Origin of the sequence: Pseudomonas alkylphenolica, assembly GCF_016009175.1 — a bacterium.
GTDB classification, from domain to species: Bacteria; Pseudomonadota; Gammaproteobacteria; order Pseudomonadales; family Pseudomonadaceae; genus Aquipseudomonas; species Aquipseudomonas alkylphenolica_B.
In genome coordinates this window covers 26,626-42,512 of sequence record NZ_JADUCM010000019.1, presented here as the reverse complement: position 1 = coordinate 42,512, position 15,887 = coordinate 26,626, and the positions used below count along the sequence as shown (strand labels likewise).

Sequence of the window (15,887 nt, the reverse complement as noted above, 5' to 3'; positions counted from 1 at the left end):
GAGTAATCATGTTCAAGCGAAGTACCTTAACCCAAGGGGGCGCCGCACTGTGCGGCGCCCTGTTGCTCAGCGGCTGCGCCAACCAGATGTCCCAGCGCAGCGAGCATGAGGAACGCATCGAGCGCAAGCTGCTCGAACACAGCCTGCAGATCGATGTCGGGGACCCCAAGGTACTCGAGCTGCCCCAGCGGCGTGTGCGCATTCAAGAGCAAAAGAACTTCGAAGTAACCGAATTCGAAGTGACTCGTCGCTACGACCGCTACACGCCCTACCAGCCCTGGCGGGAAATCTACGAGATTCCGCTGGGTGCGGTGGCAGTGGTCGCCGGCGTTGGCGCCAACGTGGTCAACATCTTCGCCTTGGGCAATCTGCCCGAAAGCGTCACCCATGACTGGTTCAGCTACGGCATCGATGGCCTCAACCCGTTCATGAATGCGCAATCCAATGGCCGATCCCAGCAGAACCTTGCCGGCATCACCGAGGTGCAGAAAGATAAACGCCAGGAATACACCAGCCTGCCGTGGAGCGACCGTCCGGTTGAAGTAAAAGCCGGCAAGGTCAACCACACGCTGACCACTGACCGTAACGGCGTTCTGCACCTGAACCTGCTCGACAGCCCGTTCTCCGAGCAGAACCTGACGCACATCGGCACCCTGCACCTGCAGGTGGCCGACGAAGACAACACCGTGCGTGGTGACGCCAGCCTGCTCATCAGCAGTGCCCTGCGCGGCAAGCTGGTGGAGGCTCACGACCTGATTTTCGATGACCTCGAGGATGACGACGTCAGCCAGTGGGTGCATCGGGTCAAGCGCCTGGCCGAACTGGGCATGGAAGAGGAAGCCAGCGAACTGGAGCAGAGCCTGATCGAGCTCACGCGCAATGACCCAGAGCTGCAACAGGAGTTTCTCCAGGCACTGAACAAGGATGCCGGCCGCCTGGCCGCTGACCCTGGCGTGCACTGATTCTCCTGCCCTGCCTTGAAAAAACGCCAGCTTGCTGGCGTTTTTTCATTCAATCGCGCCCGAACAACTCCAGTTGCTCATGGCCGCTGCGTAAATCCTGTAATCGCACGCCAATGCCCAGCAGCCTTACCGGCTTTCCTCCGCGGGCGAACGCCTGACTGAGCAGCAACTGGTAGCTGCCCAGGTCACGACCGGCCCCGGACTGTTCCAGGGTGGTCTGGGTGAAATCATGGAACTTCACTTTGACGAAAGGTTTGCCCGGCCGGTAGCTGTCGTCGATTCGCGCCATGCGCGCGGCCAGGGTTTCCATGAGTTCAGGCAATTTCGCCAGGCAACTGGCCAGGTCCGGAAGGTCCGTGTCGTAGGTGTTTTCCACGCTGACCGACTGCCGACGACTGTCATTGTGCACCGCCCGATCGTCGATACCGCGCGACAGCCCCCACAGCCGCTCACCGAAACTGCCGAATTCACGCGCCAGTGCCACGTGACTCCAGTCGCGCAGGTCCAGGCAACTGCTGATCCCCAGGCGTCCCAGTTTGTCTGCCGTCACTTTACCCACGCCGTGCAGTTTGCTGACAGGCAGCGCCGCCACGAACGCCTCGACTTCGTCAGGGGTGATGACAAACAGGCCATTGGGTTTGCGCCAGTCGCTGGCGATTTTGGCCAGAAACTTGTTGGGCGCCACCCCGGCCGATACTGTGATGTGCAGTTGTTGGGCAACCCGCCGACGGATATCGGCCGCAATTCGTGTCGCACTGCCGGCAAACCAGGAACTGTCCGAGACATCCAGGTAGGCCTCATCCAGCGACAACGGCTCGATCAGCTCGGTGTAGTCGCGAAAGATGGTGTGAATTTCCCGGGATGCTTCTTTATAAGCATCCATGCGTGGCTTTACGATCAACAGATCGGGGCACAGGTTAAGCGCGTGCCGGGACGACATCGCCGAGCGCACGCCGTAGGCCCGCGCCTCATAGTTGCAGGTCGCAATCACGCCGCGCCGCTCAGCCGAGCCCCCCACTGCCAGCGGTCGCCCAGCCAGGCGCGGGTCGTCGCGCATTTCAATGGCGGCGTAGAAACAGTCACAGTCGATATGAATGATTTTGCGCTGGGACATCGGCAGCTATAGGTAAAGGTAGAAGATCGTGTGGGCAGTATCTCACTCCCGCATCACCTTGGCACCTTGAATACTGGATAAACATACACGCCGACAAGCCAGGATCCCCGGCCAGTCTGCCTTCAGTTCCCAAGTGAGAGCGCTAAGCATTTGAAGAAAAAAGGATTTCTTCAAATGAACGCTTGACACCCCAGCGCATAACTGTAGAATCTCATCTCACAGGCGCGGGATGGAGCAGCCTGGTAGCTCGTCGGGCTCATAACCCGAAGGTCGTCGGTTCAAATCCGGCTCCCGCAACCAGATTAAGGAAAGGCCACTCTTCGGAGTGGCCTTTTTCTTTGCCTGAAAAAAATGGCCTGGCAGAAATTTATTGTAAATCAACGATTAAGGTTGACAGCCTGGTCAAAGGCTGTAGAATCCGCCACATCAGACGCGGGATGGAGCAGTCTGGTAGCTCGTCGGGCTCATAACCCGAAGGTCGTCGGTTCAAATCCGGCTCCCGCAACCATACAACAGAAAAGGCCACTTTGAAAAAAGTGGCCTTTTTTGCATCTGCGATTCAACCCTCTCCCCGCTTTCCCCTCCGGCCTGCCGGCAAAATAAATTATCTTTAACTATCCTCTAGGCAGGCAGCGGCCCGATCATAGCCGCTACTACTTTCCATAGGGATTGGTACCTTGGCTGGATACGTTCCTCCTGGCGTGCACCATCCGCGAGGTATTTGATGCGCAGCCAGACGCCTGAATCCGAAGCACCTGTTACTACTGCCCTGCCCAACGCCGCCCAGCATTTACGCTGGCTCGACCGCTTGAGCCGCTATCGCCAGCCCATTGGCCTGGCAGTAACCCTTTTGCTGTTCACCATCGCCCTGATCGCCTGCCGTCACCTGCTCAGCGAGCTGGACATCTATGCCCTGCACGACTCGCTACTCAGCGTGCCACCCGCAGCCTTGGGCGGGGCGCTGCTGGCAACCGTTGCCGGCTTTGTCATTCTGCTCGGGTACGAATGGTCGGCCAGTCGTTACGCTGGCGTCCAGTTACCACCACAGGCATTGGTCATGGGTGGGTTCAGCGCCTTCGCTATTGGTAATGCCATCGGCCTGTCACTGCTTTCGGGCGGCTCGGTGCGCTATCGGCTCTATGCACGTCAAGGTGTCGGCGCCGCCGAAGTCGCGCGCATGACCCTGTTCGCCAGCCTGTCACTGGGCTGTGCGCTGCCGCCTCTGGCTGCCCTCGCCACCTTGAGCAATCTGCCCGCAGCCGCCACTGCCCTGCATCTTCCCGAAACGTTATTGGCAGGAGTCGCTCTGGCTGTACTGGGACTGACTGCGCTTCTGGCGTACGGCCTGTACCGGCGGCGCTTGCCGGAACAGCCCCAGGCCGACAACCTGCTGGTGCGCGTCGGCCGCAGAACCCTGCGCCTGCCGGGTGCTCGCCTGACGCTTCTGCAATTGCTGATCACTGCCCTGGATGTCGCAGCAGCGGCAACCGTGCTGTATCTGCTGCTGCCGGAGGCACCACCCTTCGGTGCATTCCTGCTGGTATACCTGCTGGCTCTGGCAGCAGGGGTGTTGAGTCATGTGCCGGGTGGTGTCGGGGTATTCGAGGCCATTCTGCTGGCGGCCTTCGCCGATCAACTGGGTGCCGCACCGCTGGCTGCAGCCCTGGTGCTGTACCGCCTGATCTACGTGGTGCTGCCGCTGTTGCTGGCCTGTGCGTTACTGCTGGCCAGCGAAGCCAGGCGTTTTCTGCTCACTCGCCAGGCCATCAAGGCAGCATCCGGCCTTGCCGCTCCGGTACTGGCAGTGCTGGTATTTCTTTCCGGTGTCGTCTTGCTGTTTTCCGGTGCCACCCCGGAGATCGATGAACGCCTCGAACACCTGGGCTTCCTGATTCCCCATCGACTTATCGACGCCTCGCATTTCGGCGCAAGCCTGATCGGCGTACTGTGCCTGCTGCTCGCGCAAGGCCTTCGCCGGCGCCTGTCCGCCGCCTGGATGCTGACCACGGTATTGCTGCTGGTAGGCGCCCTGCTCTCGCTGCTCAAGGGCTTTGACTGGGAGGAGGCCAGCATCCTGACGCTGACCGCCTGCCTGCTGGCCCTGTTCCGCCGCTCGTTCTACCGCCCCAGCCGCCTGCTGGAGCTGCCTTTCTCCCCGGTCTATCTGGCCGCAAGTGCCTGTGTATTGGGAGCCTCCATCTGGCTGTTGCTGTTTGCCTACCAGGATGTGCCCTACAGTCATCAACTGTGGTGGCAATTCACCCTGGATGCCGATGCCCCCCGAGGCCTGCGCTCTCTTCTGGGCAGCGCGGTACTGCTGGTGGTGATCTCCCTGACGTGGTTGCTACGCACCGCCCGCCCGGTCATTCACCTGCCCAACGCGGAAGAGTTACAGCGTGCCAACCGCATTCTGCAAGCCTCCGACCAACCGGATGGCGGCCTGGCGTTAACCGGCGACAAGGCCCTGCTGTTTCACAGCGACGACGATGCCTTTCTCATGTATGCACGGCGCGGCCGCAGCCTGGTCGCCCTGTACGACCCCATCGGGCCGGCTTACAAGCGCGCCGAAATGATCTGGCAGTTCCGCGACCTGTGCGACGTACACCACGCCCGCCCGGTGTTCTACCAGGTACGAGCCGAGAACTTGCCTTTTTATATGGACATCGGCCTGACCGCGATCAAACTGGGCGAAGAGGCGCGAGTCGACCTCAAGCGCTTTGACCTGGACGCCAAGGGCAAGGAAATGAAAGACCTGCGTTACACATGGAACCGTGGCAGCCGGGATGGCCTGAGCCTGGAAGTACACGAACCGGGACAAGCGCCCCTTGAAGAGCTCAAAGCCATCTCCGACGCGTGGTTGACCGGCAAGAATGTGCGCGAGAAAGGCTTTTCCCTGGGCCGCTTCAGCCCCGAATACCTGCAGCATTTTCGTATCGCCCTGATCCGTTTCGAGGGTCGCCCGGTGGCGTTTGCCAACCTGCTGGAAACCCATAGCCGCGAACTGGCGAGCCTCGACTTGATGCGCGCACACCCGCAGGCGCCGAAGCTGACCATGGAATTCATGATGGTTGGCCTGATCCAACACTATAAGCGTCATGACTACGCGCGCTTCAGCCTCGGCATGGTGCCGCTTTCGGGCCTGCAACCTCGCCGTGGTGCACCGCTGACCCAACGCCTGGGCTCGATGGTGTTCCAGCGCGGTGAACAGCTCTACAACTTTCAGGGACTGCGCCGCTTCAAGGACAAATTCCAGCCTGACTGGGAACCTCGTTATATGGCCGTGCCTGCCGGACTCGATCCGCTGGTGGCACTGGCCGATACTGCCGCCCTGATTGCTGGCGGCCTGACCGGATTGGTGAAACGCTGATGATTCGACGTTACTGGTTGTACCTTCTGGCCATATTGGCCGCGGGCTTGCTGGCCGCCGCAGCGGTTTTCTGGCTCTGGACCCGCCCGGCGCCCGAGCCGAGCCTTGAACACCTGACCCTCGGCGATGGCAGCAGCCTGACGCGGGTTACCCCAGGTGTGCACGCCAAAGCCAGGGTTGCCATTGCCGTCCCACAGGATCAGGCCCTCACCGACAAGCAACTGCTGAACCTGAGCCAAAGCGGCCAGGCGCAAATGGTTCAGGTGATCCTGCCGCCCGCCGACTGCACCTTGCAGCAAACGTCTGTGCAACAGGCCCTGCAACAGTTGCAGGGCCCGGCCACGCTGGTTGCCGGTATCGGCCCGGGCGCGGCCCAGGCCTGGGCTTGGCTGGCCAACCAGAACGACGATAAGGCCCAGGCCATTTCGGTCGACTTCAATATCGAGCAGCCTGGCTGTAACACTGCACTGCCCAAATCAGCGGCCCACGGCCACTGGAGCGTGGCCTGGAACGACAACCCAGACGATGCCAGCGCAGCCTTCGTGCGTGACCAGCCCAATGCCGAAACCAGCATCAGCGACTACGACATCCACCTGCCACAGGTGCTCAAGGCGCAGCTGACCCAGGCCCTGGTAGGTGAAGATGGCAACGCCATGAGCATCCCGGTGGTGGAAGTGCCCGCCGGCCAGACCACCGACACCGTAACCCTGTTCCTGTCTGGCGATGGCGGCTGGCGCGACCTCGACCGCGATGTCGCCGGCGAGATGGCCAAGCTGGGCTATCCAGTGGTCGGCATCGACACCTTGCGCTACTACTGGCAGCACAAAACGCCCGAACAGAGCGCCATCGACCTGTCGGAACTGATGCAGCACTACCGTCAGAAATGGGGCACCAAGCGTTTCGTGCTGACCGGCTACTCCTTCGGTGCCGATGTGCTGCCGGCCATCTACAACCGCCTTCCGGCGGAAGATCAGAAACGCATCGATGCGGTGATACTGCTGGCGTTTGCCCGCAGTGGCAGTTTTGAGATCGAAGTCGAAGGCTGGCTGGGCAATGCCGGCAAGGAAGCACCTACCGGGCCGGAAATGGCCAAGCTGCCAGCGGCGAAAGTGATATGCATCTATGGCGAGGAAGAAGCCGACGAGAGCGGCTGCACCGACCATACTGCCGTAGGTGAACGCCTGAAGCTGCCCGGCGGCCACCACTTCGACGAAAACTACCCGGCACTGGCCAAGCGCCTGATCGGCGATATCGAGAGTCGCCAGGGCAAGACCAGCGTTGCCGAGCAGAATTGAAGCGCGCCTGTCTGCTACTTATATTTCAACTTGCGTTCCCAGCTCGATCACCCGATTCAGTGGCAGGTTGAAGAACCGCAAGGTGCCGTTGGCGTTCTTCAACAGGAACGCGAACAGCACCGCGCGCCAACGCGACATGCCTACCAGCCGCGAAGGAATCACTGTCTCGCGGCTGAGGAAGAAGGTGGTGCGCATCGGGCTGAAATCGACCCCGTCCAGGTGGCACAACTTCAGTGCCGCAGGTACATCAGGCTCGTCCATGAAGCCAAAGTGCAGCAACACACGATAAAACCCTTCACCATAGGCTTCGATTTCAAACTGTTGTTGTGCCGGCACACGGGGCATGTCCTCACTGATCACCGTCAACAGTACCACCTGGTTATGCAGCACCTGGTTATGCAACATGTTGTGCAACAAGGCATGGGGAACGGCATCCTGACGCGCGGTCAGGAACACGGCGGTCCCTTCCACCCGGTGTGGAGGCTGCACACGAATGCTGCTGATGAACAGCGGCAACGGCAAGCTGCCTTCGTCCAGGCGTTCAACCAGAATCTGCTTGCCGCGCTTCCAGGTGGTCATCAGCACAAACAGTGCAATCCCCGCGAGCACCGGAAAGGCCCCGCCCTGCACAATCTTCGGTACGTTGGCGGCAAAGAACAGGCCGTCTACAAACAGAAAGCCGAGCAACACCGGCACGGCCAGCACGGGCGGCCACTTCCACAACAGCAGCATGACGGTGGACACCAGGAAGGTGGTCATCAGCATCGTGCCCGTCACCGCCACGCCATAGGCCGAGGCCAGCGCCCCGGACGACTCGAAACCGAGCACCAGCAAGATCACCCCGACCATCAACGCCCAGTTCACTGCGCCGATGTAGATCTGCCCCTGCTCATCACTTGAGGTGTGCTGAATTTGCATGCGCGGCACGTAACCAAGCTGGATGGCCTGGCGTGTGAGGGAGAACGCACCGGAGATCACCGCCTGCGAGGCAATCACCGTGGCCAGCGTAGAAAGCCCGACCAACGGGATCAAGGCCCAGCCCGGCGCCAGTAGATAGAACGGGTTGCGCGCAGCTTCGGGGTTTTGCAGGAGCATGGCGCCCTGACCGAAGTAGTTCAGCACCAACGCAGGCAATACCAGAAGAAACCAGGCCCGGGCGATCGGCTTGCGGCCAAAATGGCCCATGTCGGCATACAACGCTTCGGCGCCGGTCAAGGCCAGCACCACCGCACCGAGAATCGCCACGCCCATGCCCGGGTGGACGATGAAAAAGCGCACGGCCCAGACCGGGTTGAACGCTTTGAGTACTTCCGGGCTCTGGGAAATGCCGTGCACGCCCAGTGCACCCAGCACCACGAACCAGGTGACCATCACTGGCCCGAAGAGAATGCCGATCCGTGCGGTCCCGTGTTTCTGAATCAGAAACAACCCCACCAGCACCACCAGGGCCACCGGCACTACCCAATGGTCAATACCCTCGAAGGCCAGCTCCATGCCCTCGACCGCCGACAGCACGGAGATCGCCGGGGTGATCATGCTGTCACCATAAAACAGCGCAGCACCGATCAGGCCGCACACCACCATCATCGAGCGCAGCTTGGGATAAGGCGCCGAAGCGCGACGTGCCAGCGCGGTAAGGGCCATGGTGCCACCCTCGCCCTGGTTGTCGGCACGCAGGATGAACACCACGTACTTGATCGACACCACCCAGATCAACGACCAGAGGATCAGCGCCAGGATACCCAGCACCCCGTCATGGTTGACCGGTACGCCATAACCGCCGGAGAACACTTCCTTGAGGGTGTACAACGGACTGGTTCCGATATCACCGAACACCACCCCGACTGCCGCCACCAGCAAACTCGCCGATTTCGCCACTGACTGCCCGGAGTCCGCCTGACTGCTTGCCTGAACCATCCGTCACTCCCGCAACCAAGACCCTTGGGGTCGGTTAAATTCACGCCAGTCACTATGATTTCCACTACCTCACCACTGCTGTGACGGGGATTCGATAGAAATGCAGGCATATCGCCGCGAAGCATAGCTGAGCGTTCGTCGCTTTTCTGCTGGTCAAGTGACATTGCGCTCGCTAGAATTGCGCACTTTTTGATCAGAGGCGCTCCCAACGCCCGCCAAAGGTTGCCCGGCCGTCCGCCCGGCAAGCTCTTCAATACCGAGGTTAGTCATGTCCACCACCCCTACGCCCACCACGCCCAAGGTCGGCTTCGTTTCCCTGGGTTGCCCCAAAGCCCTGGTCGATTCCGAGCGCATCCTGACCCAGCTGCGCATGGAAGGCTATGAAGTCGTGCCCACCTATCAGGATGCCGATGTGGTGGTGGTCAACACCTGTGGCTTCATCGACAGCGCCAAGGCCGAGTCCCTGGAAGTGATCGGCGAAGCCATCAAGGAAAACGGCAAGGTCATCGTCACCGGCTGCATGGGTGTCGAAGAAGGCAATATCCGTGACGTGCACCCGAGCGTGCTGGCCGTTACCGGCCCGCAGCAGTACGAGCAGGTGGTCAACGCCGTGCACGAAGTGGTACCGCCGCGCCAGGATCACAACCCGCTGATCGACCTGGTACCACCGCAAGGCATCAAGCTGACCCCGCGCCACTACGCGTACCTGAAGATTTCCGAGGGCTGCAACCACAGCTGCAGCTTCTGCATCATTCCGTCGATGCGTGGCAAGCTGGTCAGCCGTCCGGTGGGCGACGTGCTCAGCGAGGCTGAGCGCCTGGTCAAGGCTGGCGTCAAGGAGATCCTGGTGATCTCCCAGGACACCAGCGCCTACGGTGTCGACGTCAAGTACAAGACCGATTTCTGGAACGGTCGTCCGGTCAAGACGCGCATGCTCGAGCTGTGTGAAGCGCTGAGCAGCCTGGGTGCCTGGGTACGCCTGCACTACGTCTACCCTTACCCGAACGTCGATGACGTGATCCCGCTGATGGCGGCCGGCAAGATCCTGCCGTACCTGGACATTCCGTTCCAGCACGCCAGCCCGAAAGTGCTCAAGTCGATGAAACGCCCGGCGTTCGAAGACCGCACCCTGGCGCGTATCAAGCAGTGGCGCGAGCAGTGCCCGGAACTGATCATCCGCTCCACCTTCATTGTCGGCTTCCCGGGCGAGACCGAAGAGGACTTCCAGTACCTGCTCGACTGGCTGACCGAAGCTCAGCTCGACCGCGTCGGCTGCTTCCAGTACTCCCCGGTCGAAGGCGCTCCGGCCAACGACCTGGCGCTTGACGTAGTGCCAGACGACGTCAAGCAAGACCGCTGGGACCGCTTCATGGCCCACCAGCAAGCGATCAGCAGCGCCCGCCTGCAACTGCGCATCGGCCGTGAAATCGACGTGCTGATCGATGAAGTGGAAGAAGAAGGCTCGGTTGGCCGCAGCTACTTCGACGCGCCGGAAATCGACGGTAACGTCTTCATCGATGGCAACCACGGCTTCAAGCCGGGTGACACCGTACGCTGCCGTGTCACCGACGCCGACGAGTACGACATGTGGGCCGAACCGATCTGATCGGTCCCCGCTGAAAAATAGCCCCGCCTGCCCTGGCGGGGCTTTTTTTTGCAACTATCGTTTCTCTGTTGCCCAGGGAGAGCAGAACGATGTACAGGCACAATGGCGTACAAACCCCCAGTTTCAGCGACTATCCAGAGCTGGCGCAGGTCTGGGAGGCGTCGGTGCGTGCCACCCATGATTTCTTGCCCGACAGCTACATCAGCCTGTTGCGCGAGCTGCTGCTGAGCCACTACCTGGATGCCGTCATGCTGATTTGCTGCAAGGACGCCAGGCAGCGCATAACCGGCTTTGCCGGCGTCGCAGCCGGCAGGGTCGAGATGCTCTTCATCGACCCGGCAGTACGTGGCCAGGGGCTGGGCACAAGGCTTTTGCATTACGCCATCGAAGAACTCAACGCCGTTCAGCTGGATGTCAACGAGCAGAATGCACAGGCGCTGGGGTTTTACCTGCGCCAAGGCTTCGAAGTAGTCGGCCGCTCGGAAACAGACGGCATGGGCCAGCCTTACCCTTTACTGCACCTGAGGCTTATTCAGACAAAAGCAGCGCAGATCGGCTGACAGATAACGTCAGTTCCTTCTGAAATGTAGCGAAATCGCAGAATAATTGCCCCGGGGCCGAATGTTGCCGGACCTGAGACCGCCCAGGCGGTTACAATGACAACCTTTCCCTGCGTCTACGGCTGTCGTCATGTCTGAACCCACTCGTCTTTCCAAACGCCTTATTGAACTGGTCGGTTGTTCCCGACGGGAGGCCGAGCTGTACATCGAGGGCGGCTGGGTCACCGTCGACGGCACGGTCATCGACGAGCCGCAATTCAAGGTCACCGAACAGAAGGTTGAACTGCAGGGCGGCGCCCGCGCCGAGGCCCTGGAACCGGTCACGCTGCTGCTTCACCAGCCGGCCGGGCAAGACCTCGACAGCGCCTGCAACAGCATCACCGCTGCCAGCCTGTCCGAAGCCCACAGCGAGGGCCGTCGCCCGCTCAAGGGCCACTTCGCCCGCCTGAGCTGCGTGGCCCCCTTGCAACAGGGCGCCAGCGGTTTGCAGGTGTTCACCCAGGACTGGCGGGTTACCCGCAAACTCAACGCCGACCTGGCCAAGCTTGAGCAGGAATACGTGGTTGAAGTCAGCGGCGACATGATCGCCCACGGCCTGGAGCGGCTGAACCGCGGCTTCATCTGGAAAGGCAACGAGCTGCCGAAGATCAAGGCCAGCTGGCAGAACGAAACGCGCTTGCGCATGGTCCTGAAAAATCCGCAGCCCGGCCTGATCGCCCTGCTGTGCAGCAGCGTCGGGGTGACCCCGCTGAGCATGCGCCGGATTCGCCTCGGTGGCGTATCGATGAGCAAGCTGCCCCTGGGCCAATGGCGCTACCTGGCCACCAGCGAAAGATTCTAGCAACAAGGCGCCGCCAACCGGGCTGCGCCTCCCGAACAGGATTTTCACCATGATTCACAACGATGTGCTGCGTAGCCTGCGCTACCTGCTCGACGTCAACGACGCCAAGCTCTCCGATATCATCAAGCTCGGCGGTTATGAGGTCGCCAAAAACGATATCGTCGCCTACCTCAAGAAAGAAGACGAAGAAGGCTTCGAGCGCTGCCCCGACGAAGTCATTGCGCACTTTCTTGACGGCCTGGTGATCTTCAAGCGTGGCAAGGACGACAGCCGCCCGCCGCTGCCGATCGAACTGCCGGTGACCAACAACATCATCATGAAGAAGCTGCGTGTGGCCTTCGAACTGAAGGAAGACGACCTGCACGCGATTCTCAAGGCTGCCGACTTCCCGGTCTCCAAGCCGGAACTCAGCGCCCTGTTCCGTAAAGTCGGCCACAACAACTACCGCCCTTGCGGCGACCAGCTGCTGCGCAACTTCCTCAAGGGCCTGACCCTGCGGGTTCGTGGCTGAGCCGGCGATGAACTACAGTGTCACGCCGATCGGCTTCGTCCGCTCCTGCTTCAAGGAAAAGTTCGCGATCCCGCGCCAGCCGCAACTGGCGCCTGCCGCCCGGGGCGTGCTGGAACTGACGCCGCCGTTCGACAGCGCTGATGCGGTGGCGGGGCTCGAGCAGGTCAGCCATGTCTGGCTGCTGTTCCTGTTCCACCAGGCACTGGAAGACAAGCCGCGGCTCAAAGTGCGCCCGCCACGCCTGGGCGGCAACACCTCCATGGGCGTGTTCGCCACCCGTGCGACCCACCGCCCCAACGGCATTGGCCAATCGGTGGTGCGCCTGGAGAAGATAGAGCCGGGCCGGCTGATACTGTCGGGTATCGACCTGCTCGATGGCACGCCGGTGATCGACATCAAGCCCTATGTGCCCTATGCCGACGCGGTCAGCAGCGCAACCAACCAGATGGCCAGCGCGCCGCCAGCACCGATTCCGGTCGCCTGGGGCGATGGTGCCTTGCAGCAGGCCCACGAACACGCGCTGCGCCTCGGAGAGCCCCTCACGGAGTTGATCGAGCAGTGCCTGGCCCAAGACCCGCGCCCGGCTTACCAGGTACCACCACCCGAGCGTGTGTACGGGGTGAAGTTCTGGGATGTACAGGTGCGCTGGCACTACCCTCAGCGGGATCGGATCCGGGTGCTGGAAGTGGTGGCAGACCTGTAGGGATTGGGTTCGGGCATAAAAAAAGCAGGCCAAGGCCTGCTTTTTTGTGTTCAGCGCTGCTTACTTCTCGACGAATGCACGTTCGATCAGGTAGTCACCTGGCTCACGCATACGGGCCGAGATTTTCAGGCCGAAGCTGTCGAGCACTTCACTGGTTTCGTCGAGCATGCTCGGGCTACCGCAGATCATCGCACGGTCGTCCTGCGGGTTGATCGGTGGCAGGCCGATGTCGCTGAACAGTTTGCCGCTGCGCATCAGGTCGGTCAGACGGCCCTGATTCTCGAACGGTTCACGGGTAACGGTCGGGTAGTAGATCAACTTCTCACGCAGCGCCTCGCCAAAGAACTCGTTCTGCGGCAGGTGCTCGGTGATGAATTCGCGGTAGGCCACTTCGTTTACGTAGCGGACACCGTGAACCAGGATCACTTTTTCGAAGCGCTCGTAGGTTTCCGGGTCCTGGATGACGCTCATGAACGGCGCCAGGCCAGTACCGGTGCTGAGCAGGTACAGGTGTTTGCCCGGGTTCAGGTCGTCCAGCACCAGCGTACCGGTAGGCTTCTTGCTGATGATGATCTCATCGCCTTCCTTCAGGTGCTGCAACTGGGAGGTCAGCGGGCCGTCCGGCACCTTGATGCTGAAGAACTCCAGATGCTCTTCCCAGTTCGGGCTGGCGATCGAGTAGGCACGCATGAGCGGGCGGCCGTTTTCCTGTTGCAGGCCGATCATCACGAACTGACCGTTCTCGAAGCGCAGCCCCGGATCACGGGTGCACTTGAAGCTGAACAGGGTGTCATTCCAGTGGTGAACACTGAGGACACGTTCGTGGTTCATGTTGCTCATGTACGGGCTCCTGAAATAAAACGCAGCGCTAACCTAGAGCGCGATTGCGCGATAGTTTAGTGCGAGCGACAATATCTGTTAAATGAATTATCAAGATATGTCTTATCGGTTATATAGATATGCGATTTACACTTCGTCAGCTCCAGGTGTTCGTTGCCGTAGCCCAGTACCAAAGCGTCTCGCGAGCCGCTGGCATACTGGCGCTATCGCAGTCGGCCGCCAGTACATCGATCACCGAACTTGAGCGCCAATCGAGCTGTCAGTTGTTCGACCGCGCGGGTAAACGCCTGAGCCTCAACGCTTTGGGCCATCAGCTACTACCACAAGCGGTGGCACTGCTCGACCAGGCCAAGGAAATCGAAGACCTGCTCAACGGCAAGTCCGGTTTCGGCTCATTGGCGGTGGGTGCCACACTGACCATCGGCAACTACCTGGCTACCCTGCTGATCGGCAGTTTCATGCAGATCCACCCGGAGAGTCAGGTCAAGCTCCATGTGCAGAACACTGCGCATATAGTGCAACAGGTGGCCCACTATGAAATTGATCTGGGTCTAATCGAAGGCGACTGCAATCATCCGGACCTTGAAGTGCAACCCTGGGTTGAAGATGAACTGGTGGTGTTTTGCGCCCCGCAACATCCACTGGCCAGGCGTGGCCAGGCCAGCCTGGAAGAGTTGACCCAAGAGGCCTGGATTCTGCGCGAACAGGGTTCAGGCACACGCCTGACCTTCGATCAGGCCATGCGCCATCACCGCTCACACCTGAACATTCGCCTGGAGCTTGAACACACCGAAGCGATCAAACGCGCGGTGGAGTCCGGGCTGGGTATCGGCTGTATCTCACGCCTGGCATTGCGCGACGCCTTTCGCCGCGGCAGCCTTGTGGCGGTAGAAACACCCGAGCTTGATCTCGCCCGGCAGTTTTACTTCATCTGGCACAAACAGAAGTACCAGACTTCAGCCATGCGAGAGTTCCTCGAGTTGTGCCGCAGCTTTACCGCCGGCGTGCAACGCAGTGACGAAATCGTCCTGCCCAACATTGCCTAGAGCAGAATCACCGCCCAGATCACCGCCACCATCGACAACGCCACGAACTGGGCAGCGCTGCCCATGTCCTTGGCGTTTTTCGACAGGGGGTGGCGGTCCAGGGAGATCCGGTCAATTGCCGCCTCGACAGCCGAATTGAGCAACTCGACGATAAGGCCCAACAGGCACACGGCAATCAGAATGGCGCGCTCGGCGCGGCTGACATCCAGCCAGAACGCCACCGGGATCAGCACGACATTGAGCAGCACCAACTGACGGAACGCGGCTTCACCGGTAAAAGCTGCTCGCAGACCGTCAAACGAATAGCCTGCGGCGTTGAAAATACGTTTAAGGCCGGTCTGGCCCTTGAAAGGCGATGACATAGAAGATCACTTCGTCCACTGAAAAATGCGCTGCAGCCTAATGTAGGCACAGTCAAAAAAGCGTGAAGGCCAGGCCCTCAGCTCGCTGGAACTGATTCCAACTGTTGCAGCAACAGCGCGGCCTGGGTTCGCGTACGCACACCAAGCTTGCGGAAAATCGCCGTAACATGGGCCTTGATGGTCGCTTCCGAGACATTCAGCTCATAGGCGATCTGTTTGTTCAGCAAGCCTTCACAGACCATGGTCAGTACCCGGAACTGCTGAGGCGTGAGGCTGGCCAAGCCCTCACTGGCAGCCTTGGCTTCCGCTGACACGTCGACTTTTTCGAAGGCTTGTGGCGGCCACCAGACGTCACCGTCGAGCACCTTCTTCACCGCATCCTGAATGACTTCAAGGGAGCTCGACTTGGGTATGAAACCGCTGGCACCGAATTCGCGCGATTTCACCACCACTGCGGCCTCTTCCTGAGCCGACACCATCACCACCGGAATCTGCGGGTATTGGCCACGTAGCAGGACCAGGCCGGAAAAGCCATAGGCGCCCGGCATGTTCAGATCCAGCAACACCAGGTCCCAGTCAGCCTTCTCGGCAAGACGGGTCTCCAGTTCGGCAATACTGGCGACTTCTACCAGGCGAACGTCTGGGCCAAGCCCCAGCGTAACGGCCTGGCGCAGGGCACTGCGAAACAGCGGGTGGTCATCGGCTATCAGGATTTCGTACGTGGCCATCGATCTAATGATCCTGTTCTGTGCAGGCGCGGGGA

At 60.6% G+C, this 15,887-nt stretch carries 14 protein-coding genes and 2 tRNA genes; 11 read left to right on the top strand and 5 right to left on the bottom strand.

Going from position 1 to position 15,887, the window contains the following annotated elements; all coding sequences use genetic code 11:
- Positions 1 to 8: 8 nt before the first annotated feature.
- Positions 9 to 962, top strand: a complete 954-nt coding sequence (locus I5S59_RS16865) for a hypothetical protein (RefSeq protein WP_197877632.1) — start codon at positions 9 to 11, stop codon at positions 960 to 962.
- Positions 963 to 1,011: 49 nt separating this feature from the next.
- On the opposite strand, the gene dinB is transcribed toward I5S59_RS16865, so the two are convergent.
- A complete protein-coding gene (gene dinB / locus I5S59_RS16860) occupies positions 1,012 to 2,076 on the bottom strand; it encodes a DNA polymerase IV (protein ID WP_197877631.1) in 1,065 nt (354 codons plus the stop codon).
- A gap of 223 nt (positions 2,077 to 2,299) precedes the next feature.
- On the opposite strand from dinB, the gene I5S59_RS16855 reads away from it, so the two are divergent.
- The 4 genes from I5S59_RS16855 to I5S59_RS16840 all read left to right on the top strand — a co-directional run bounded on the left by I5S59_RS16855 (position 2,300) and on the right by I5S59_RS16840 (position 6,738).
- Positions 2,300 to 2,376 (top strand) — tRNA-Met (locus I5S59_RS16855).
- A gap of 131 nt (positions 2,377 to 2,507) precedes the next feature.
- Positions 2,508 to 2,584, top strand: a tRNA-Met gene (locus I5S59_RS16850).
- 216 nt (positions 2,585 to 2,800) lie between these two features.
- A complete protein-coding gene (mprF, locus tag I5S59_RS16845) occupies positions 2,801 to 5,443 on the top strand; it encodes a bifunctional lysylphosphatidylglycerol flippase/synthetase MprF (protein ID WP_197877630.1) in 2,643 nt (880 codons plus the stop codon).
- Positions 5,443 to 6,738: a virulence factor family protein gene (locus tag I5S59_RS16840; protein WP_197877629.1), complete on the top strand. Its 1,296-nt coding sequence runs from the start codon at positions 5,443 to 5,445 to the stop codon at positions 6,736 to 6,738. The genes mprF and I5S59_RS16840 overlap by 1 nt, the downstream gene beginning before the upstream one ends.
- A gap of 18 nt (positions 6,739 to 6,756) precedes the next feature.
- On the opposite strand, the gene I5S59_RS16835 is transcribed toward I5S59_RS16840, so the two are convergent.
- The gene (locus I5S59_RS16835; RefSeq protein WP_197877628.1) at positions 6,757 to 8,655 is read right to left on the bottom strand and encodes a potassium transporter Kup; all 1,899 of its coding nucleotides are present in this window, start codon (positions 8,653 to 8,655) and stop codon (positions 6,757 to 6,759) included.
- Positions 8,656 to 8,923: 268 nt separating this feature from the next.
- Between I5S59_RS16835 and rimO the strand changes: the two genes are divergently transcribed.
- From rimO to tsaA, 5 genes are all read left to right on the top strand, one after another.
- Positions 8,924 to 10,261 (top strand): 30S ribosomal protein S12 methylthiotransferase RimO, encoded by a 1,338-nt coding sequence (rimO, locus tag I5S59_RS16830; RefSeq protein ID WP_197877627.1) that lies wholly within the window; start codon positions 8,924 to 8,926, stop codon positions 10,259 to 10,261.
- Between the two features lie 89 nt (positions 10,262 to 10,350).
- The gene (locus tag I5S59_RS16825; RefSeq protein WP_197877626.1) at positions 10,351 to 10,821 is read left to right on the top strand and encodes a GNAT family N-acetyltransferase; all 471 of its coding nucleotides are present in this window, start codon (positions 10,351 to 10,353) and stop codon (positions 10,819 to 10,821) included.
- 130 nt (positions 10,822 to 10,951) lie between these two features.
- Positions 10,952 to 11,662 carry an rRNA pseudouridine synthase gene (locus tag I5S59_RS16820; protein WP_197877625.1) on the top strand — a complete coding sequence of 237 codons (711 nt, stop codon included), beginning with the start codon at positions 10,952 to 10,954 and terminating at the stop codon, positions 11,660 to 11,662.
- 49 nt (positions 11,663 to 11,711) lie between these two features.
- The gene (locus I5S59_RS16815) at positions 11,712 to 12,173 is read left to right on the top strand and encodes a DUF1456 family protein (RefSeq protein ID WP_197877624.1); all 462 of its coding nucleotides are present in this window, start codon (positions 11,712 to 11,714) and stop codon (positions 12,171 to 12,173) included.
- A gap of 7 nt (positions 12,174 to 12,180) precedes the next feature.
- Positions 12,181 to 12,876, top strand: a complete 696-nt coding sequence (tsaA, locus tag I5S59_RS16810) for a tRNA (N6-threonylcarbamoyladenosine(37)-N6)-methyltransferase TrmO (protein WP_197877623.1) — start codon at positions 12,181 to 12,183, stop codon at positions 12,874 to 12,876.
- 60 nt (positions 12,877 to 12,936) lie between these two features.
- Here the strand turns inward: tsaA and fpr are convergent, their stop codons facing one another.
- Positions 12,937 to 13,716, bottom strand: coding sequence for a ferredoxin-NADP reductase (gene fpr / locus I5S59_RS16805; protein ID WP_197877622.1), 780 nt, complete (start codon positions 13,714 to 13,716; stop codon positions 12,937 to 12,939).
- A 119-nt stretch (positions 13,717 to 13,835) separates the two neighbouring features.
- Between fpr and I5S59_RS16800 the strand changes: the two genes are divergently transcribed.
- The gene (locus I5S59_RS16800; RefSeq protein ID WP_197877621.1) at positions 13,836 to 14,762 is read left to right on the top strand and encodes a LysR family transcriptional regulator; all 927 of its coding nucleotides are present in this window, start codon (positions 13,836 to 13,838) and stop codon (positions 14,760 to 14,762) included.
- Here the strand turns inward: I5S59_RS16800 and I5S59_RS16795 are convergent.
- Positions 14,759 to 15,124, bottom strand: a complete 366-nt coding sequence (locus I5S59_RS16795) for a diacylglycerol kinase (protein ID WP_197877620.1) — start codon at positions 15,122 to 15,124, stop codon at positions 14,759 to 14,761. The two genes, I5S59_RS16800 and I5S59_RS16795, sit on opposite strands and share 4 nt — an antisense overlap.
- 77 nt (positions 15,125 to 15,201) lie before the next feature.
- Positions 15,202 to 15,852 (bottom strand): response regulator transcription factor ErdR, encoded by a 651-nt coding sequence (gene erdR / locus I5S59_RS16790; RefSeq protein WP_197877619.1) that lies wholly within the window; start codon positions 15,850 to 15,852, stop codon positions 15,202 to 15,204.
- Between the last annotated feature and the right edge of the window lie 35 nt (positions 15,853 to 15,887).